Here is an 18932-nt window from a genome sequence, read left to right as displayed (position 1 = left end):
CTAGTATAGCGTGAAATGCTCGGCCAGCGGCCCCAGCGCCAGGGCCGGGAAGAAGGCCAGCGCGGCGATAATCCAAATCACGAAGAAGACCATCACGCCGAAAGTGGCCGTGTCGACGCGCAGGGTGCCGGCGCTTTCGGGAATGAATTTCTTGCGGGCCAGCAGCCCCGCAATGGCCACCGGGCCGACGATAGGCAGGTAGCGCGCCAGTATCATCACGATGCCGGTGCTGATGTTCCACCACGGCGTGTTGTCGCCGAGGCCCTCGAAGCCGGAGCCGTTGTTGGCGGCCGAGGAGGTGAATTCGTAGAGCATTTCGGAGAAGCCATGGTAGCCGGGGTTGGCCAGCCAGCCGGCGTATTCGGTGGGGTTCCCGGCGTAGAGGTGAGCCGAAAGGGCCGTGCCCGTGAGGATGAGCAGCGGGTGCAACAGCGCCACGATGATGGCAATTTTCATCTCCCGCGCCTCAATCTTCTTGCCCATGAATTCCGGGGTGCGCCCCACCATCAGCCCCGAGATAAACACGGCGATGATGACGAACACGAAGAAGTTGAGAAAGCCCACGCCCACGCCGCCGTAGAAGGCGTTGGTCATCATGCCCAGCAGTTCGGCCATGCCCGAAATGGGCATGTGCGAGTCGTGCATGGAGTTCACCGAGCCGCAGGAAATCACGGTGTTGGTGATGCCCCAGTAGGCCGAGGCCGCCGCGCCGAAACGCACTTCCTTGCCTTCCATGGCGCCCAGGCGCTGGCCGGCGCCCATGTGGGCAATGGCGGGGTTGCCGTGCATTTCATAGTACACCGTGGGCGCCAGCAGCATCAGGAAGCCCACCGTCATCACCCCGAACACCATGTGGGAAAGCTTGGGGCGTTTCAGGTAATACCCAAAGGCGAATACCATGGCCAGCGGAATGAGCACCAGCGCAAAGTTCTCGACGGCGTTGGTGAGGTAGGTGGGGTTTTCGAGCGGGTGGGCCGAGTTGGCCCCGAAAAAGCCGCCCCCGTTGGTGCCCAGCTCCTTGATGGCAATCATGGCGGCAGCCGGGCCACGGCTCACACTCACGGAGTCGCCCTGCACCGTCACGATGGGGGCTTTGCCAGCCCAGTTCATGGGCGTGCCCTGGAACACCAGCACCAATGCCACGGCCAGCGAAATGGGCAGCAGCACGCGGGTGATGCTCTTCACGAAGTAGTTGTAAAAGTTGCCCAGCTTCTCCGTAGTCCCTTCTTTCAGGGCGTTGAAGACGACCACGCAGGCGGCCATGCCCGTGGCGGCCGTCACGAATTGCAGGAAGGTGATGGCAAACAGCTGCGAGAAGTAGGTCGCGCCCGACTCGCCCGAGTAGTGCTGCAAGTTGCAGTTCACCAGGAAGGAAATGGCCGTGTTGAAGGCTTGGTCGGGCGTCATCGAGGGGTTGCCGTCGGGGTTGAGCGGCAGCAGGCCTTGGGTGCAAAACACGAACATGGCCCAGATGAACCACGCCAGGTTGATGGTGAGCAGGGCCACTAGGTGCTGCTGCCAGGTCATGCCCCGGTTGGCGTCGATGCCACCGGCGCGGAACAGCAGGCGCTCCAGCGGTGCCAGGAAATCGGTCCAGCTTTTGTCGCCGCGGTAAATCGTGGCCAGGTAGCGGCCCAGCGGCAGCGCCAGCAGCACCGTGCTGCCGAAGATGACGAGGATGCCGAGAAGTTCTTTGTTCATGGTTGATAGAGGAATTTGGGTGCCCAGAACGTCATGCTGAGCCTGGCGAAGCATCTCTACCGCTTCGTTGAGTCAGCATTGATTACTATTGAGGTAGAGATGCTTCGACAAGCTCAGCATGACCGTTCAGGAGCGTTCAAATCAGAATTTCTCTGGTTTCAGCAGCACATAGCACAGGTAGCCGAACGTGGCAAGGGAGAGGAAAAGCAGGGCGAGCATCATAGCGATGGCGGGGTTAGATGTTGTCGAAAAAATCGACCGATTTGTAGAAGAGCCAGAAGGCACCAAGGCCGGCGACGTAGAGGACCGGAATCAGGAGGGCAGCAGCCATAAGAGTCAGGAAAACGGGTGAATGATTGGGTGTGCCAGCCCTAGGGCAAACCCCGGCCCCAAGGGCCGCATAGCGTCACCATCAACACCCAACTCACTGACTATGAATAACAATAATTTTCCTCCACCTCTTTCTCATCGCACTAGCAGCAGCCAGACCCTAGCGTTTTGCTAGTCCGGTTTGCAAAACGCTAGGGCGCGGTAATGCCGGGAAGCCGCTCCAGAGTGCGGCAACGGCATTTAGGATGCCTTGGCCCCGCGTTGGCATTCGGCAAAGGGTCTTCCCCTGCTCGGTAGAGCCTTTTCCCGATTCCTTAATATGCCCGACTTACTCGCCGAGATTACCCACGCGGCCAAAGCCTACTATAAGCAGGCCGCCAATTTTACCCTCACCGCCACCGACTTTTACGACTGGCTGGATGCGCTGCCGCCCACCCGCCGCGCCCGCGTACTGGCCCGCGGCTTCGCCGCCAGCCAGGCCGAGCCGGAATTCCTACGCTTCTGCCTCGAATGGCGCGGCTACAATTGCCGGGAATTCATGGCCCATCAGCTTTCCATGGCCGCCTTCGACCTGTGGACCAGCAACGGCGAGTTCAACGGCGACCTGCCGCCGCACGGCATAGGCCGCTAGCACGATGTAGAGACGCGAAGGGTCGCGTCTCTACATCGTGCTGGTGCTTTGTTCGACGACGAGACGCAATTATGCGTCTCTACAACCCGTATTCCTGAATTTTGCGGTAGAGCGTGGTGTGGGCCACGCCCAGCACGCGGGCCGCTTCGGCCTTGTTGCCGCCGCATTCCAGCAAAATGCGCTGTACGTGCTGTTTCTCCACGTTGCGCAGGGTGCGCGGGTCGTCGGAAATGGGGCTGTCGGGCGCGGCGGCCAACTGGATTTCGATGGGCAGGTCTTCCACGGCCAGCGGTTGGTTGGGCGGCGTGAGAATGGAGGCGCGCTCCAGCACGTTCTTCAGCTCGCGCACATTGCCGGGCCAATTGTAGCTTTCCAGTGCGCGCAGCGCCTCGGGGCTGATAACGAGGGCACGCTGCCGCAACTTCACAGCGAATTGTTGGGCGAAGAACTGCACCAGCGCCGGCACATCGGCCCGGCGCGCGCTCAGGGCCGGCACCGGAATAACCACCACCGAGAGGCGGTAGTATAGGTCGGGCCGGAAGTGGCCGGCATCGGCTTCCTGGCGCAGGTTGCGGTTGGTAGCGGCCACCAGGCGCACGTTCACGCGGGTGGGGCGGCTGTCGCCGAGCTTGATGAACTCCTGGGTTTCGAGGGCGCGCAGTAGCTTGGCCTGAGCGCCGGCTTCCAGCTCCCCAATCTCGTCCAGAAACAAGGTGCCGCCGCTGGCTTCCTCAAACTGGCCCTTCTTGTCCGTCATGGCTCCGGTGAAGGCACCTTTCTTGTACCCAAATAGCTCCGATTCGAGTAAATCTTTCGGGAAGGCGCTGCAATTGACGGCCACAAACGGCTTGCTCCGGCGCGGGCTGCCCTGGTGAATGGCCTGGGCAAATAGCTCCTTGCCCGCGCCGGTGGGCCCTTCCAGCAGCACAGTGGCCTCGGTGAGAGCAACTTGCTGAGCAGTTTTCTTGGCTTGCTCCAAAGCCAGCGCGTGCCCAATCATCGAGTCGAAGCTGTATTGCACGCCGACCTTCTTCTCCAAATCGGCCACGCGGCGCTGTAGGCGGGCTTTCTCGGCGGCGCGCTCCACTACTACCACCAATTGGTCATCGGCATCGCCCTTGGTGAGGTAATCAAACGCGCCTTCCTTCATGGCGCGCACGCCGTCGGCAATGGTGCCGTACGCCGTCATCAGCACCACTTCGGCCAGGGGCGCAAGGGTTTTGTAGCGAGGCAGCAGGTCGAGGCCGCGCCCGTCGGGCAGCTTCACGTCGCTCAGCACCACCAGAATTTCGGTGGCGTACTCGCGCAGGGTTTCGAGGCCGCGCATGGCATCGGGGGCCTGGCGCACGGTGTAGCCTTCCAGCTCCAGGGTGCGAGCCACGGCCTGACGCAGCATGGCTTCGTCGTCGATGAGCAGGATGGTGCCGGTGGGCATGGTGGGGCGCAGGTTGATAGCGCAAAGTAACGCGCCCGGCTATGCACCCGCCTGGCTAATGCCGGCTGGCCAGGCCCAGGCGCTCCACGGTTTCGCCCTCGAAGTCGAATTCAATGAGAATGGCCGGCTCTTCGCCCACCACCCAGCCGTCGTGGCCCGGCGCGATGGCCACCGCCTGCGGCGCCACAAACTCCTCAATGGCGCCGTCGGCGTACTGAATAGTGAAGCGGCCGCTGGCCAGAAAGCCGACGTGCGCGTGCGTGCACAGCGCCGTGCCCACGATGTCCTTCAGGTTTTTCGACCAGCGGAAGCCCACCGGGTACACAATGCGCTTGACCCGGGCATTGCCGGTGGGCACCACGTCGACTTGCACGCCGCCGACTTCGCGGCGCGTGGCGCCCTTCAGCGGGCCCAGCAGTATAGCATTATCCATGCCCTAACGTACTACTTAAAAATCACTTCTGCGCGGCGGCCACCACCTGGGTGTTGGCCGGCAGCGGGATTTCGCGGGCGGTTTCGAAGGTACCGGGCTCGGAGGCGGTTTCCTCCACCTTGCGCTGCACGATGCGCAGGCGGTGGCCGTCCACGCTCAGCACGGCCAGGTCCTGGCTGGTGCCGGTGGCGGCCGAATAGCTGCGGAAGCCCATCAGCATGCCGGCCGGAAAGTTGGCGGCTTTGGCCTTGGCAGCGTCCACCACATCAGGCTTGCCCGCGAATTTTCCCAGGTCAATGTCCAGGGGCTTGCCGCCTTGCAGCACGAGGTGGGCGCTGGTGCGCGGGTGGGCGGGGTCGTCGGGGTTGGGGCTGGGCTGAAAGCGGAAGGAGGCTTTGATGGTCTGAGCTGCGGCCAGCTTGGGAGCGGCAGCAGGCGCTGCCGCCGCGGCATCGGCGGGCGGCGCTACGGTGGCGGCAACGGCGGAATCGGCCTGAGCGGCCGCCACGGACGCGGCCGCTGCTTCGGGCGCCGCAGTGGGAGCTGAGGTAGCGGGGGCGGTTTGGTTGCAGCCCGCGGCCATTGCCGCCAGCGCAACCCCTAAAAACAACGTGTAACGTTTCATGCAAAAAGGCTTGCCCCGGCCAACCAACTGGCTCGGGAAAGCAAGATTAAGCAAAATGCCGCGCATCAGCCCACTTTCGCAGCGCCCGCCCGGCGCGTGGCCAGCAGGCCCAGCAACGGCCCCAGCAGGTAGCCTAGCGCGCGGTCCAGACCGTTGTCGTAATAAATCGACGGCTATTTTCAGGCCCACTGGGTAGATGCCGGCTAAAAAAAACCCGGCGCAAACCGCAGACCCAGCAGCGTGGCATTGGTTTGGCCGGGCAGCAGCAGGCCGGCGTTGGCCAGGCTGCCGGCCACCACGCTCCACCAAAACAGCCTGGACGGCAACACCCGGGCGGCCAGGGCGAGCAGCGCGAAGCCGAGCGTGCCCACGATGAACCCCAGCTGCACCGCCGACACCACCGCCCCAAGCGCCGCGCCGGTGAGGTGGGCCTCGCGCAGCAAGCCCGGCAGCACGGCATTGCCCGCAAACCAGAGCGAAGTGCAGGCAAACTGCGCGGCCACCACCAGCGGCAGCACCCGGCCAGCGGGCGGTGGCGACGTTTTCAAAGCGGAAATCATGGAACGGGCGGGAACAGGGCGCTAAACTTACGCACAGCGCCGCGGCCCGCCGTCCGGGGCTCATGGGCAGCAAAAAGCCCCGCCGGAATGGGCGGGGCTTTGGGCAACGAAGCTAAACCAGACTTACCAGCGGCGGCCGTAGCCGCGGCCGCGGTAATAAGGCCGCGGCGCCACATATACCGGGCGCGGGGGATAATACACCGGCGCGGGGGCGTAGTACACGGGGGGCGGCGGCACGGCATACACCACGGCCGGGCGGGGCGGGTAATAATAGCGCGGCCCATAATAGGCCCGTGGATAATACCCGCCGCCAATTCTGACGGAAACCTGGGCACTGGCCGCGTGGCTGCTCAGCAACAGCAGGCACAGGCCGAAAGCGAGAATCAGTGATTTGGTCCGCATGATACATCGCGCCGAAGCGCGTCCGTTAGTGATGAGAGGACAATTACGAACTTTAGACGAAAACACCGCCGCCGGGTTTAATCGTTCGGCGGGTTTCGGCTAAATACGGCCTCCCAGCCTGAGCAAACGGTGAAGAAAGGGCCGCCGCGCCTATTTCTTGCGGTATTCCGCGTTCAGGTAGGCCAGCACCGGCGTGGTGATGTCGAGGTCCTTCTGGCCGTAGGCGATGGTGCCGCTGGGAGCCGCAATCAGGATGAGCTTGTAGCCGTGGGCTTTGCCGTAGGCTTCCACTTTCTTGTTCACGCTTTCGAGCACGGTTTGGGTCAGCTTGGCTTCTTCTTCCTGGGCCTGGGCCTGAATTTTTTGCTGAGCCTGGCCCGACTCCTGCTGCTGGGCCTGCAGCTTCTGCTCGGTGGCGGCGCGTTGCTCCGGGGTGAGGGTGGGCGCCTGCTTCTGGTAGGCTTCCACGGCGGCGCGGAAGTTGGCAATCAGCTTCTGGTTCTGGTTTTCCCAGCCGCGGGCTTTGGCCTCAAAGGCGCGGCGGGCGTCCTTCATGCCCTGGTAGCCGTCCAGCATCTTGCCCGACTCGACGTACACGATTTTGCCTTCGTTGCCGGCAGCGGCGGCCGAGGCGGGAGCGGCCGAGGCCTCCGGCGTGGTTTCGGCCACGGGCGCATTGGCTTCGGCCGGGGCCGCGGCGGCCGTGGTGTCGGCGGTGTTCAACTCGGGCGAGGCCAGCACGGCCGTGGATTTGTCGGTGGCAATGGCGGGGGCCACCGGTTTTTGGTTGAAATGCAGGAAGTACAACCCGGCCACGGCCAGGGCCAGCACGATGTTAATGGTTAACTGAAGGGGATTTTTCATTGAAATGCGCAGATGAGGAAAAAACAAAAGTAAGGCGCAACGCTGCGCTTGATGAGGAAAGGAGGAATGAAGATTGGGGAATTGGGCCCTTCTGTCGTCCTGAGCGCAGCGAAGGACCTTCTCCCATTTAAACGACTTGCTCGGGCTTGATAAGGTCCTTCACTGCGCTCCGGATGACAGCCGGCGCTGCCCCCTCTTCCCTTCCCCAATCTTCATTCCTCATTCCTCCTGCATTAAGCGCAGTGCCTCCCTTATTCCGGCACGGCAATGTGCAGCAGGGCGTCGCCCTGGTTCACCACGGGCATGTGGTTCAGCCCGATGACGTAGCCGCTCAACGGCGACTCCAGCCGCACGCTCTGCTGCCCGTAGGGGTCGGCCACGGAGCCGTAAATCTGGCCTTTTTCCACAAAATGCCCGTTCTCGACGTGCGCGCGGAACACGCCCGCAAAGCGCGCCCGCAGCCACGTATGCCGCCGGCACACAATGCTGGGCCGCGCCGGCGCCGGGGCCTCGGCCGCCAGGCCCAGGTGGTGCATCACGCGCAAGGTGCCCGCCACGGCCTCCTCAATGCCGGACTCGTCGAGGCGCAGGCTTTCGCCGGTTTCGTACACGATGACGCGCTTGCCCAGCCCGTGCGCCGCCTCGCGCAGCGAGCCCGCCCGCAGGGCCGCGTGCAGCGTGAAGGGCGCCGAAAACGCCGCCGCCAGGGCGTCTATTTCGGGGTCGACGCCCAGCAGGCCGCGCACCTGCGGGTAGTTGGCCCGGGCGGCCCCGCCGGTGTGGAAATCAATGCCGTAGTCAATCAGGGGCATGATTTCGCGCATGAAGCGGTGCGCCACGCGCCCGGCCAGCGACCCGCGCGGAAACCCCGGAAACGAGCGGTTCACGTCCTTGCCGTCGGGCACGTCGCGGCTGAAATTCAGGAAACCGTAGATGTTGAGGATGGGAATGGCGATGATGCTGCCCCGCAGCGGCCGCAGCAGCTCGCGCCGCACCAGCCGCCGGATGGTTTCGATGCCGTTCACCTCGTCGCCGTGCATGCCGCCCATGAGCAGCAGCGTGGGGCCCGGCTCCAGGGCTCGGAACACGTGCACCGGCACGTCAATCACCGTGCCCGAGGGCAGCCGCGAAATCACCAGGCGCGTGAGCACCTGCTCGCCGGGAGCAATGGCAAGGCCGTTGAGGTGAAACGGGGCGGCGGGGTTGGGCATGGGCAGGAATTGCTATCAGGAAGGCAACAGAACAGAAAGAACGTCATGCAGAACGCAGCGAAGCATCTTGCGTGCCACAACTAATTCAATCATCAGAATTAGTGAAAGCAGGCGAGATGCTTCGCTACGCTCTGCATGACGTTCCGAATAGAATGACGGCCTTGCGGCTACTAGTCATTCCTTACTTTCCGCTGGGCACGTCCGATTGCGCATCCACGGCCTGGCCGGCGCCTTTTTTGGGCTTGGCTTTGGTTTTTTTCTTCGCCGCCAGCGTGGTGCTGTACTCGATGATGCGGCCGGCAATGTCCTGCTTGGTGGCTTTCTCGATGCCCTCCAGGCCGGGCGAGGAATTCACTTCGAGCACCAGCGGGCCGCGCTTGCTTTGCAGCATGTCGACGCCCGCGATGCCCAGGCCCAGGGCTTTGGTGGCCAATAGGGCGGCGGCCTTTTCGGCGCGGGTGAGCTTGACGAGGGTGCCCGAGCCGCCGCGGTGCAGGTTGGAGCGAAACTCGCCCTCTTTGCCCTGACGCTTCATGGCGCCCACCACTTCGCCGTCCACCACGAAGGCGCGCAGGTCGGCGCCCTTGCTTTCGGCGATGAACTCCTGCACGATGATGCGGGCCTTGAGGTTGTGGAAGGCTTCGATGACGGATTGGGCGGCTTTGGCCGACTCGGCCAGCACCACGCCCAGGCCCTGGGTGCCTTCCAGAAGCTTGATGATGACCGGGGCGCCGCCCACTTGCTCAATCATGGCCGGCACGTCGGCCGAGAAGTTGGTGAAGGCCGTTTTGGGCATGCCCACGCCGGCGCGGCTCAGAATCTGCATCGAGCGCAGCTTGTCGCGCGAGCGCACGATGGCTTGGCTGTCGATGGCGGTGCGCACCTTCATCATCTCAAACTGCCGCACCACGGCCGTGCCGTAGAACGTGACCGAGGCCCCGATGCGCGGAATGATGGCGTCGAACCCATCGAGCCGCGCGCCCTGGTAAATGATGCCGGGCTTGCCTTTTTCCAGCACGATGTTGCACTGCAAATGGTCGATGACCACGGCGTCGTGGCCCCGCGCAAGGGCGGCCTCCACCAGCCGTTGAGTGGAGTAGGATTTGGGCTCACGCGAGAGAATGGCCAGTTTCATTGTGGTGGATTGGCGGGGGTGGTGGAGAAGCGGACGGAGGGATTCACCGGGCAATAAAGAACGTCATGCCGAGCGCAGCGAAGCATCTTTACCGCGCAAGTAATTGGTTTGCTACTGCGGTAAAGATGCTTCGCTGCGCTCGGCATGACGGGCTGTTGCATGACGTTCTGATTGCGCAAAACTAGTCAGGGCCGGGCGCGGCGGGCCCGGGCGTGGGCCAGCGCTTTGTAGGAAAGGTTGCGCTTGGCCACGTCCACCACGAAGCGGCCCTGCCGCAACAGGCTGCGGCCCAGCAGCACGGGGTACTTCATGTCGGAGCGGTCGGAGAGCGAAAATTCGGCTTCAAAATCTTCGCCGTAGAGCTGCACCACGGCCCGGATGACGTAGCGTTCCTGCACCTCGCCGTTGGAGGAGCGGATGTCGCGCAGGTCGAAACGGTCGAAGGTCAGGGGGCGGCCGTTGGCGTCGGCGTGGTCGGGGTCGAGCAGGCGCACCACCAGCACCGGGCGCTGCTGGGCATCGGTTTCGGTGTGAATGTCGGTGCAGTGAATGGCGCTGGTGTAGGCGCCGGTGTCCACCTTGGCCTCCACGCCGCCGAGGGCGAAGCCGGGGAAGTCGATGAGCTCGCGGCGGCCGAGCAGGCGCTTGGGAGGGCGAGGGCGGTTCATGGCGGTGAAGATAGGCCCAACGGCCGCATGTTGGGCTGGGCCGGCCGGCTTCCCCACGCCGTGCGAAGGGGCACGGCCAGGACCGGGGCGGCTATAATCCGAGTTGCAAGCCCTCCGGACTGGTCCGGAGGGCTCCCAACAGCCGTTGAAACCGTTCCGGCCGAGTCCGGAGGGCTTGCAATTCGAATGTTAAGCAGTCCGGCCGCGACCGGAGCACCTAAAATTCGAATTCCAAGCCCTCCGGACTCGGCCGGAACGGTTTCCATCCTAGTTTGCAGAAGAAAGGTACAATTATCGGCCACTAAACCGCTTAGCGGTACTTATCCAGGGGGTCGGGGGCGCCCTGCTCGCGCATCAGGCGCTCGTATTCGCGCTGGGTGCGCTGCTCGTGGCTGAAGCCGCCGTAGGCCGCGAGGCCGCGCATCACCAGCCCAAAGCCCCAGAAAGCCGTGGACCAGAGGGGCCAGGGAATGTCGCCGGAGTAGTGGCGTTCGGTCAGGGCCCACACCACCCAGAGGCCGGCGTTCACCACGAGGTACACCACGAGGTGCGATTGAAACTTGGCCCGGGCTTTGGCTTTTTGCCACAGATAGGGGTCGCGTTGCAGGGTTTCCATGAGCTTGGGGGTTGAGGGTGATTGAAATCGATGGTCAAATATGGCCCTTTGCCGGCAGGCTTCGCCACTTTCCGTTGCCGAAGCGTCGAAGCCCGTGGCTGGAGCAGCAATTGGGGCTGCCGAAGCGTACGGACTAAATCGCGCATCTTCGCGGGGCATTACAACCCGCTGCTCATTCGCATGGCTTCTCCCCTTTCCGGTCGTATCCAAATCGTGCGGGGCGACATCACGCGCCAGCCCGTGGCGGCCATCGTCAACGCCGCCAATTCCAGCCTGCTCGGCGGTGGCGGGGTCGACGGGGCCATCCACCGCGCGGGCGGCCCGCAAGTCCTGGACGAATGCCGCCAAATACGCGCCCGCCAGGGCGGCTGCAAAACCGGCGAGGCCGTCATCACCACCGGCGGGCACCTGCCGGCCGCGCACGTCATCCACACGGTGGGCCCGGTCTGGAACGGCGGCCACAAGGGCGAGCCGGAGCTGTTGGCCAGCTGCTACCGCAATAGCCTGCGCCTGGCCACCGCCGGCCGGTTGGAGAGCGTGGCCTTTCCCGGCATCAGCACCGGCATTTACGGCTACCCCAAGCCGCAAGCCGCGGCCATTGCCGTGCGCGAAGTGCGGCAATGGCTGGCGGAAAATGAGTTTCCCAAGCTGGTAGTATTGGTGGCTTTCGATGAGGAAAGCCGGCGGCTATACGAACAGGAGTTATTGGGCTGAGCGCACAAAAAAGCCCGTCAAGCGGAACCTGACGGGCCACAAAAACGCTGCGTTAAACCTTAGGCGAGCTCGCCCACGCCTTCCACGCGCTCGGCCACTTGCTGCATGAGCCACAGCGGCGTGCTGGTAGCCCCGCAAATGCCCACCGACTGCGCACCGGCCAGCCATTCCTCGTCCAGCTCGGTTTCGTTTTCGATGAAGTAGCTGCGCGGGTTCACCGCATTCACCACCGAAAACAGGGCCTTGCCGTTGGAGCTTTTGCGGCCGCTCACGAAGAGCACCACGTCGTGCTCGGCGGCGAATTTGGCCAGGGCGGGCTCACGGTTGCTCACCTGCCGGCAGATGCTGTCGTTGGCGTCAAAGCTGTCGAGCTGCCCGCCGGCCGCGGCAATGCGGGCCTCCATTAAGGCCTTCATTTTGTAGAAGCCGGCCGTGCTTTTGGTGGTTTGGCTAAAGAGCGTGACGGGGCGGGCAAAGTCAATCTGGTCGAGGTCGGCCTCGTTCATCACGATGATGGCGCGGTTGCCGGTCTGGCCGGTGAGGCCGGCCACTTCGGCGTGCCCGGGCTGGCCGTAAATCACAATTTGGCCGTCCTGGCGCTGGCTCAGGTCGAAGGCGTGCTTCACGCGGTTTTGCAGCTTGAGCACCACCGGGCAGCTGGCGTCAATCAGCTCCAGGTTGTTTTGCAGGGCCAGCTGATAGGTTTCCGGCGGCTCGCCGTGGGCCCGGATGAGGACTTTGGTGTCGTGCAGCTCGGCCAGCTGCTCGCGGTCGATGATGCGCAGGCCCAGTTGGTGCAGGCGCTCCACTTCCATGCGGTTGTGCACGATATCACCCAGACAGTAAAGGCTGTGGCCGTGGGCCAGCTCGTCTTCGGCCATTTGAATGGCGAATTCAACGCCAAAGCAGTAGCCGGAATTTTTATCAATCGTGACCTTCATGCTGTGAGTTTAACACCACGCGGCGGCGAGGGGTTCGCCGGGGCAAAGGTACGGCAAGGCGGCGGGGCACTCCCATAAATTCGCCCGTCATGTCGAGCTTGTCGAGACATCTCGCGTGCAAAAACTAATTAATTGCCCCACGCGAGATGTCTCGACAAGCTCGACATAACGGGCGGATGATGTGGCGCAACCCAGCCCCCTCAATCCCAGCCCGCCGCAAACAGCGCCGACGACGCCCGGTCGAGCACGAAATCGACCTGCTCGGTGATGGTGATGTGCGTGGTGTCGAGCAGCACGGCGTCGGGGGCGCGGCGCAGGGGGCTTTCGGCGCGGGTTGAGTCGAGGTGGTCGCGCTTGCGCAGGTTCTCGATGATGTCTTCCAGGGGCACGATTTCGCCTTTCGCGGCCAGTTCTTCCTGGCGGCGCCGGGCGCGCAGCTCCACGTCGGCGGTCATGAAAATCTTGACCTCCGCGTCGGGGAAAACGGTGGTGCCGATGTCGCGGCCGTCCATCACCACGCCGCGCTTGCGGCCCATCTGCTGCTGCTGGGCCACCATGGCGTGCCGCACCATCGGAATGACGGAAACCTCGCTCACCGAGTTGGAGATGCGCATCTGGCGGATGTCGTCCTCACGGTTCACCCCGTTCAGAAACAGCTCGTTGCGACCGGTGCGGCGGTTGCGGCGGAAGCTGATGTGGATGTCATGCAGCGCCTTTTCGATGCCGGCCAAATCGTCGAAGGTGATGTGGTTTTCCAGCAGGTACAGCGTCACGGCGCGGTACATGGCGCCGGTGTCGACGTAGGCGTAGTGGAGCAATGCAGCCACGGCCTTGGCGGTGGTGCTTTTGCCGCACGAGGAGTAGCCGTCAATGGCGATAACGAGTTGTTTCATAACGACGCGGGCGGCCATTGGCCCCGCAAGATTACGAAATCCAGCCCTTACGCGCGGCGGGAGGCGCCTTCAACCGGCCCGGCACCGAGGCAAAGAAGGCCGCTACCGACGCGCTTTCTCCCTCATTCAGTTGCGCATTGACCAAATGGAAGGGGTTAAAAAAAAATCTGCCGGCCAGGCCCACGCCGGTGCTGCCGTCCTTGCCGGTGCCCCATTCGCCGCGGTACACCTGCACCAGGCACTGCCCCAGAAAGCAGCCCAGCGCCAGCACCACGCCCTCGCGCTCAGCGGCCGGCAGGATGCCCCGCTGGGCCTCAATAAAGTTGGCCAGGTGCGCCACACCTTCGGCATCGAAGGCCTTTAGCTTGAGCTGCTGCCGGACCTGTTCGGCGGCCAGTTCAATGGATTCGAGGGGCGTGGGGTTGGTATCGGGCATAGTTTGGGTGAATGGCTAGTGGCCGCAGGGGCACGGCACGCTCTTGCCGCCGCTGTGGTGCTTGTACCAGCTGGTTTTTTTCTGCTGCGGGGTGCGCGCCGCGCACCCGCCCAACAAGCTGCCGCCCAGCACGAGCACCACCGCAAGCAGCCACAGCCACGACGAGGATTTTTTCATAGCGCCTTCATTTTACTCAAAGTTAAGCTTCTTTGCGAACCCACCCGGTGGCCCGCCGCTTTTTCGCCCAACGCATGACTTCCTCGTTTTCGCTCACCGCCAACGTCGTCGACGTTTTCGCCCGTTCCATTCAGCCCGCCATTGTTTCCGTCGAAGGCGGTCGCATCGTCGGCATCGCCCCCACCGACGAGGCCACGCCCGACCCGGCCCTCCCCTACCTGCTGCCCGGCTTCGTGGACGCCCACGTGCACGTGGAAAGCTCCCTACTGGTGCCCACCGAGTTTGCCCGCCTGGCCGTGACGCACGGCACGGTGGCCACCGTGAGCGACCCCCACGAAATCGGCAACGTGCTGGGCGTGGCCGGCGTGGAATTCATGCTCGAAAACGCCGCGCATTCGCCGTTCAAGTTCTGCTTCGGCGCGCCCAGCTGCGTGCCGGCCACGCCGTTTGAAACCGCCGGCGCCGAAATTACGGCCCAGGACATCGCCAAGCTGTTCGAGAACCCCAAAATCGGCTACCTGGCCGAGATGATGAACTGGCCCGGCGTGCTGCACCGCGACGCCGACGTGATGGCCAAAATTGCCATTGCGCAAGCCGCCGGCCGGCCCGTGGACGGCCATGCCCCCGGCCTGCGCGCCACCGACGCGGCCCACTACGCCAGCGCCGGCATCAGCACCGACCACGAGTGCTTCACGGCCGAAGAAGCCCTCGACAAGCTGGCCGTGGGCATGAAAGTGCTCATCCGGGAAGGCTCGGCGGCGCGCAACTTCGATGCCCTCATCGGCCTGCTGCCCGAGCACTACGCCAACCTCATGTTCTGCTCCGACGACAAGCACCCCGATACGCTGGTGCTGGGCCACATCAACCAGTTGGTGCAGCGCGCCGTGGCCCTCGGCAACGACCTGTTCCACGTCCTGCGCGTGGCCTGCATCAACCCCGTGAAGCACTACAACCTGCCCGTGGGCCTGCTGGCCGAAGGCGACCCCGCCGACTTCATCGTGGTGAAAGACTTGCAGAACTTCGAAGTGCTGCAAACCTACCTGAACGGCGAACTGGTGGCCGAAAACGGCCAGTCGCTGCTGCCGGCCGCACCCATTGCGGTGGTCAACAATTTCCACGCCAGGCCCGTGGCGGCCACCGATTTTCAGGTGCCCGCGCCTGCTTCGGAGCAACCGGTGCTGCGCGTCATCGAGTGCTTCGACGGGCAGCTCATCACGGCGCGCGTCGACGTGCCGGCCACGGTAGCCAACGGCCTCGTGGTGCCCAACCTGGGGCAGGATGTGCTCAAGCTGGCCGTCGTCAACCGCTACCAGCCCCACGCGAAGCCGGCCGTGGCCTTCATTCACGGCTTTGGGCTGCAGCACGGCGCGCTGGCCAGCAGCGTGGGGCACGACTCGCACAACATCACCGCCGTGGGCTGCGACGACGAAAGCTTGGCTCGCGCCGTGAACCTGGTCATTCAGGCCAAAGGTGGCCTGGCCGCCGTGGGCGCCGACGGCCGCGAAATCCTGGTGCCGCTGCCCGTGGCCGGCCTCATGTCGGACCAGCCCGGGACCGAGGTGGCCGCCGCCTACGCCGCCGTCGATGCGCTGGCGAAGGAATTGGGTTCGCCGCTGGGCGCGCCGTTCATGACGCTTTCGTTCATGGCGCTGCTGGTCATTCCCAGCCTCAAGCTGAGCGACAAAGGCTTGTTCGACGGGCAGCAATTCGCGTTCGTGGACGCGGTGGAATAGCCTGTTGTGTTGTAGGGTGCGGGGCTCGCCCCCGCCCGCCAGCAGAACGGTTTCGGTTAAGTGACGTTCTAACGGCGGACGGGGGCAAGCCCCGCACCCTGCTATGAAACACCTGCTTCTTTTGCTTTCGGTTGGCCTGGCGCTGCTGGCCACCGCGCCGGCTTCGGCCCAGAAATACCGCACCGCCGCCGGCCTGCGCAGCGGCGGGGGCAGCTACGGCCTCACCGTGCAGCAGGTGTTTCTGCCCAAAGCCACCGTGGAAGGCCTCGGCATGCTGGCCCCGCGCGAGCGCAGCGCCACGGTGCTGGCCGAGCGGCATTTCGGCATCCTCGGGCCCAGCCTGAACTACTATCTGGGCGGCGGCGGGCACTTCGGCACGCACAAGGACGACGGCAATTTCTGGGGCTTCGACGGCATCATTGGGGCCGAGTACAAGCTGCCGTTTGGGCGCGTTGTGCTCGCCTTCGACTTCAAGCCCACCATTGAATTCAACTCCGCCGACTGGAACCGCTTCCCTACGGCTTTCTCGGTGCGCTACATCATCCTGAAGCAGAAAAAGACGGGCATTTTTCAGGACATCATTGACAAGGTAAAAGGCAAATAAAAAGCCCCGGCTCGTTGGAGTCGGGGCTTTTTATTGCAACAAAACGCAGATTACTGAAACCGTTTTTCGAGCAGCTTAAGCATCTTTTCTTCGGTGAGGGGCTTGGTGAGGTACTCCACGTTGGGGTACTTGGCCACGCGGGCGGTGTCGGCGCCGTGCATGGAGGTGGTGAGCACGGCCATCACCGTTTTGTCCTGCACGGGCTGGGGCAGGGCGTTGTAGAGCTCCAGAAACTCGAAGCCGGACACGCCGGGCATTTTCAGGTCCACAAACACCAGGTCGGGCGCGGGGGCGGCGCTGCCGCCTTTGGCGTTGCCCCACAGCTGCTCGAAGGCTTCGTCGGCCCGCGAAAACGTGCTCACGTGGTCGGCCACGGCTAAGCGGCCCAGCAAACGGTTGTTGAGAAAGCTGGTCGTTTCGTTGTCGTCAACGAGTACAATGTGGTTCAAATTAGCAGACATGGATAAAGCGTTAATCGTAGCTTCCACGAAGATACCGAACCGAAACTACCCCGGCAATGGTTCAGCTTATTTATAGCCAGCCCTGGGCGCGCATCCAGTCGTCGTTGTAAATCTTGCCGAGGTAGCGCGTGCCGTGGTCGGGCAATAAAATCACCATTGTGTCCTCCTCTTCGAGGTGTTCGCGGGCGTACTCCAACGCGCCGTGCACGGCCGAGCCGCAGCTCCAGCCCACAAACAGGCCTTCTTCCTTGGCCAGGCGGCGCGTCATGAGGGCCGCGTCCTGGTCGGCGACTTTGATGAACTGGTCGATGACGTCAAAGTTGACGTTTTTGGGCAAAATGTCTTCACCGATGCCTTCGGTTTTGTAGGGGTAAATTTCGTTTTCGTCGAAAATCCCCGTTTCCTTGTACTTCTTGAACACCGAGCCGTAGGTGTCGAGGCCCAGGGTGAAAATGTTGGGATTCTGCTCCTTCAGGTACTGGCTCACGCCGCAGATGGTGCCGCCCGTGCCCACGCCGGCGGCCCAGTGCGTGATTTTGCCGTCGGTGCCGTTCCAGATTTCCGGGCCGGTGTGGTCGTAGTGCGCGGCGGTGTTCGAGAGGTTGTCGTACTGGTTCGGGTAGAACGAGTTGGGCGTTTCCTGGCTCAGGCGCTTGGCCACCGAGTAGTAGCTGCGCGGGTCTTCGGGGGCCACGTCGACGGGGCACACCACCACCTGGGCACCCACGGCGCGCAGAATGTCCTGCTTTTCCTTGCTCTGCTTGTCGCTCATCACGAAGATGGTGTGGTAGCCTTTGGCGATGGCGGCCAGGGCCAGGCCCATGCCGGTGTTGCCGCTGGTGCCTTCGATGATGGTGCCGCCCGGCTGGAGGATGCCGGCCTTTTCGGCGTCCTCAATCATGCGGATGGCCATGCGGTCTTTCACCGAGTTGCCGGGGTTGAAGTACTCCACCTTGGCCAGCACCGTGCCTTTGATGCCCTTGGTGACGCTGTTGAGCTTGACGAGTGGAGTGTGGCCAACGGCCTCGATGACGTGGTTGAAATACATTGAAAGTGGCTGGGTGGGGATGGGTTTGGGTGAGGGGGCAAAGGTAAGAACTTCGGCGTCGGGGCGCGGTTGGTTGGGTTGGTTGTAGTAGCGCACCGCCTGTCATCCTGAGCGCAGCGAAGGACCTTTTCACGCTTGCTCCTTTGCCATCGTTGAATAAGTGCCAACGTGAAAAGGTCCTTCGCTGCGCTCAGGATGACAGGCGTTTGGTTATTACGCTAAGCGCCTTGCCCTAGCCTCAAAAAGCCCTACTTTTGCACCACCGTTGCCCGTCCGGGCCACCCTTCCCACCCCATCAAATTTCCCAAAAACACCTCCGAATGAGCGTTCTGGTCAATAAAAATTCCAAGGTTATCGTGCAGGGCTTCACCGGCTCCGAGGGTTCGTTCCACGCCCAGCAGATGATGGACTACGGCACCAACGTGGTGGGCGGCGTCACGCCCGGCAAAGGCGGCTCCGAACACCTGGGCCGGCCCGTGTTCAACACCGTGGCCGAAGCCGTGGAGAAGGCTGGCGCTGACACCAGCATCATCTTCGTGCCCCCGGCCTTCGCCGCCGACGCCATCATGGAAGCCGCCGACGCCGGCATCAAGGTGATTATCACCATCACCGAAGGCATCCCGACCAAGGACATGATTGCCGTGAAGCACTACCTCAAGGACCGCGAGGGCATCACGATGATTGGCCCGAACTGCCCCGGCGTGATGACCGCCGGCGAGTGCAAAGTGGGCATCATGCCCGGCTTCATCTTCCAGAAAGGCAAAATCGGCATCGTGAGCAAGTCGGGCACCCTGACCTACGAAGCCGTGGACCAACTCACCAAGGCCGGCCTGGGACAGACCACGGCCATCGGCATCGGCGGCGACCCCATCATCGGCACCACCACCAAGCAAGCGGTGGAACTGCTCATGAACGACCCCGAAACCGAAGGCATCGTGATGATTGGCGAAATCGGCGGCGGCATGGAAGCCGAAGCCGCGCGTTGGATTAAAGAAACCGGCAACAAGAAGCCCGTGGTGGGCTTCATCGCCGGCCAAACGGCGCCTCCCGGCCGCCGCATGGGCCACGCCGGCGCCATCGTGGGCGGTGCCGACGACACGGCCGCGGCCAAAATGGCCATCATGCGCGAGTGCGGCATCCACGTCGTGGATTCGCCGGCCGAGATTGGCGACACCATGCTGCGCGTGCTGGGCAACAAGTAGTTGCGTTCAGCGACCAGGCAAGCCGAGAAGCTTCTCACAAAAAGCCCCAGCCACCACGGCTGGGGCTTTTTCATTGTACTTTGGCGGAGCGTACTTCACCACCCGTGCGCCC

General features: G+C 63.3%; 22 protein-coding genes and 1 pseudogene. 5 read left to right on the top strand and 18 right to left on the bottom strand.

The window, feature by feature from the left end; translation table 11 throughout:
• Together kdpA and kdpF are read right to left on the bottom strand one after the other, a co-directional pair.
• Positions 1-1701 carry a potassium-transporting ATPase subunit KdpA gene (gene kdpA, locus I2H31_RS16770; RefSeq protein ID WP_196294201.1) on the bottom strand — a complete coding sequence of 567 codons (1701 nt, stop codon included), beginning with the start codon at positions 1699-1701 and terminating at the stop codon, positions 1-3.
• A gap of 141 nt (positions 1702-1842) precedes the next feature.
• Positions 1843-1920, bottom strand: a complete 78-nt coding sequence (gene kdpF / locus I2H31_RS25830) for a K(+)-transporting ATPase subunit F (RefSeq protein WP_394368967.1) — start codon at positions 1918-1920, stop codon at positions 1843-1845.
• Between the two features lie 430 nt (positions 1921-2350).
• On the opposite strand from kdpF, the gene I2H31_RS16760 reads away from it, so the two are divergent.
• Positions 2351-2662, top strand: coding sequence for a hypothetical protein (locus tag I2H31_RS16760; protein ID WP_196294199.1), 312 nt, complete (start codon positions 2351-2353; stop codon positions 2660-2662).
• A gap of 79 nt (positions 2663-2741) precedes the next feature.
• Here the strand turns inward: I2H31_RS16760 and I2H31_RS16755 are convergent, their stop codons facing one another.
• The 10 genes from I2H31_RS16755 to I2H31_RS16710 form a co-directional block, all read right to left on the bottom strand.
• The gene (locus I2H31_RS16755; protein ID WP_196294198.1) at positions 2742-4097 is read right to left on the bottom strand and encodes a sigma-54-dependent transcriptional regulator; all 1356 of its coding nucleotides are present in this window, start codon (positions 4095-4097) and stop codon (positions 2742-2744) included.
• 55 nt (positions 4098-4152) lie between these two features.
• Complete coding sequence (locus I2H31_RS16750) at positions 4153-4530, bottom strand: cupin domain-containing protein (RefSeq protein WP_196294197.1); 378 nt, start codon at positions 4528-4530, stop codon at positions 4153-4155.
• 22 nt (positions 4531-4552) lie between these two features.
• Positions 4553-5155, bottom strand: coding sequence for a hypothetical protein (locus tag I2H31_RS16745; protein ID WP_196294196.1), 603 nt, complete (start codon positions 5153-5155; stop codon positions 4553-4555).
• Positions 5156-5358: 203 nt separating this feature from the next.
• Positions 5359-5715 carry a hypothetical protein gene (locus I2H31_RS16740; protein ID WP_196294195.1) on the bottom strand — a complete coding sequence of 119 codons (357 nt, stop codon included), beginning with the start codon at positions 5713-5715 and terminating at the stop codon, positions 5359-5361.
• 123 nt (positions 5716-5838) lie between these two features.
• A complete protein-coding gene (locus I2H31_RS16735) occupies positions 5839-6117 on the bottom strand; it encodes a hypothetical protein (RefSeq protein WP_196294194.1) in 279 nt (92 codons plus the stop codon).
• 150 nt (positions 6118-6267) lie between these two features.
• Positions 6268-6981 carry an OmpH family outer membrane protein gene (locus I2H31_RS16730; protein WP_196294193.1) on the bottom strand — a complete coding sequence of 238 codons (714 nt, stop codon included), beginning with the start codon at positions 6979-6981 and terminating at the stop codon, positions 6268-6270.
• A gap of 251 nt (positions 6982-7232) precedes the next feature.
• The gene (locus I2H31_RS16725) at positions 7233-8192 is read right to left on the bottom strand and encodes a succinylglutamate desuccinylase/aspartoacylase family protein (RefSeq protein WP_196294192.1); all 960 of its coding nucleotides are present in this window, start codon (positions 8190-8192) and stop codon (positions 7233-7235) included.
• 181 nt (positions 8193-8373) lie between these two features.
• Positions 8374-9327 (bottom strand): 30S ribosomal protein S6--L-glutamate ligase, encoded by a 954-nt coding sequence (gene rimK, locus I2H31_RS16720; RefSeq protein WP_196294191.1) that lies wholly within the window; start codon positions 9325-9327, stop codon positions 8374-8376.
• Between the two features lie 185 nt (positions 9328-9512).
• Positions 9513-9995 (bottom strand): ATP-dependent zinc protease family protein, encoded by a 483-nt coding sequence (locus tag I2H31_RS16715; RefSeq protein WP_196294190.1) that lies wholly within the window; start codon positions 9993-9995, stop codon positions 9513-9515.
• Positions 9996-10305: 310 nt separating this feature from the next.
• Positions 10306-10611, bottom strand: a complete 306-nt coding sequence (locus I2H31_RS16710; protein WP_196294189.1) for a 2TM domain-containing protein — start codon at positions 10609-10611, stop codon at positions 10306-10308.
• 180 nt (positions 10612-10791) lie between these two features.
• On the opposite strand from I2H31_RS16710, the gene I2H31_RS16705 reads away from it, so the two are divergent.
• A complete protein-coding gene (locus tag I2H31_RS16705; RefSeq protein WP_196294188.1) occupies positions 10792-11325 on the top strand; it encodes an O-acetyl-ADP-ribose deacetylase in 534 nt (177 codons plus the stop codon).
• A 59-nt stretch (positions 11326-11384) separates the two neighbouring features.
• Here the strand turns inward: I2H31_RS16705 and I2H31_RS16700 are convergent, their stop codons facing one another.
• The 4 genes from I2H31_RS16700 to I2H31_RS16685 all read right to left on the bottom strand — a co-directional run bounded on the left by I2H31_RS16700 (position 11385) and on the right by I2H31_RS16685 (position 13772).
• Positions 11385-12266, bottom strand: a complete 882-nt coding sequence (locus I2H31_RS16700; protein ID WP_196294187.1) for a 4-hydroxy-3-methylbut-2-enyl diphosphate reductase — start codon at positions 12264-12266, stop codon at positions 11385-11387.
• A gap of 200 nt (positions 12267-12466) precedes the next feature.
• Positions 12467-13159, bottom strand: coding sequence for a (d)CMP kinase (cmk, locus tag I2H31_RS16695; protein WP_196294186.1), 693 nt, complete (start codon positions 13157-13159; stop codon positions 12467-12469).
• A 31-nt stretch (positions 13160-13190) separates the two neighbouring features.
• Entirely contained in the window at positions 13191-13595 is a 405-nt protein-coding gene (locus tag I2H31_RS16690) for a hypothetical protein (RefSeq protein WP_196294185.1), read from the bottom strand.
• 15 nt (positions 13596-13610) lie between these two features.
• Entirely contained in the window at positions 13611-13772 is a 162-nt protein-coding gene (locus I2H31_RS16685; protein WP_196294184.1) for a hypothetical protein, read from the bottom strand.
• A gap of 74 nt (positions 13773-13846) precedes the next feature.
• Here I2H31_RS16685 and ade point away from each other — a divergent pair, with 74 nt between their 5' ends.
• Together ade and I2H31_RS16675 are read left to right on the top strand one after the other, a co-directional pair.
• Positions 13847-15505, top strand: coding sequence for an adenine deaminase (ade, locus tag I2H31_RS16680; protein ID WP_196294183.1), 1659 nt, complete (start codon positions 13847-13849; stop codon positions 15503-15505).
• A 103-nt stretch (positions 15506-15608) separates the two neighbouring features.
• On the top strand, positions 15609-16109 hold the full coding sequence (locus tag I2H31_RS16675; RefSeq protein WP_196294182.1) for a hypothetical protein: 501 nt from the start codon (positions 15609-15611) through the stop codon (positions 16107-16109).
• A gap of 50 nt (positions 16110-16159) precedes the next feature.
• Here I2H31_RS16675 and I2H31_RS16670 read toward each other — a convergent pair whose 3' ends face one another.
• Together I2H31_RS16670 and I2H31_RS16665 are read right to left on the bottom strand one after the other, a co-directional pair.
• Entirely contained in the window at positions 16160-16570 is a 411-nt protein-coding gene (locus I2H31_RS16670; RefSeq protein WP_196294181.1) for a response regulator, read from the bottom strand.
• Between the two features lie 73 nt (positions 16571-16643).
• Positions 16644-17618 (bottom strand): annotated as a pseudogene (locus I2H31_RS16665) (PLP-dependent cysteine synthase family protein); the annotation flags it as partial.
• 320 nt (positions 17619-17938) lie between these two features.
• Between I2H31_RS16665 and sucD the strand changes: the two are divergent.
• Positions 17939-18820, top strand: a complete 882-nt coding sequence (gene sucD, locus I2H31_RS16660; protein ID WP_196294179.1) for a succinate--CoA ligase subunit alpha — start codon at positions 17939-17941, stop codon at positions 18818-18820.
• Positions 18821-18932: the final 112 nt, after the last annotated feature.

Origin of the sequence: Hymenobacter ruricola (assembly GCF_015694525.1) — a bacterium.
Taxonomy (GTDB): Bacteria; Bacteroidota; Bacteroidia; order Cytophagales; family Hymenobacteraceae; genus Hymenobacter; species Hymenobacter ruricola.
The sequence above is the reverse complement of the archived record's forward strand: the minus strand, read 5'-3'. Positions and strand labels throughout refer to the sequence as shown.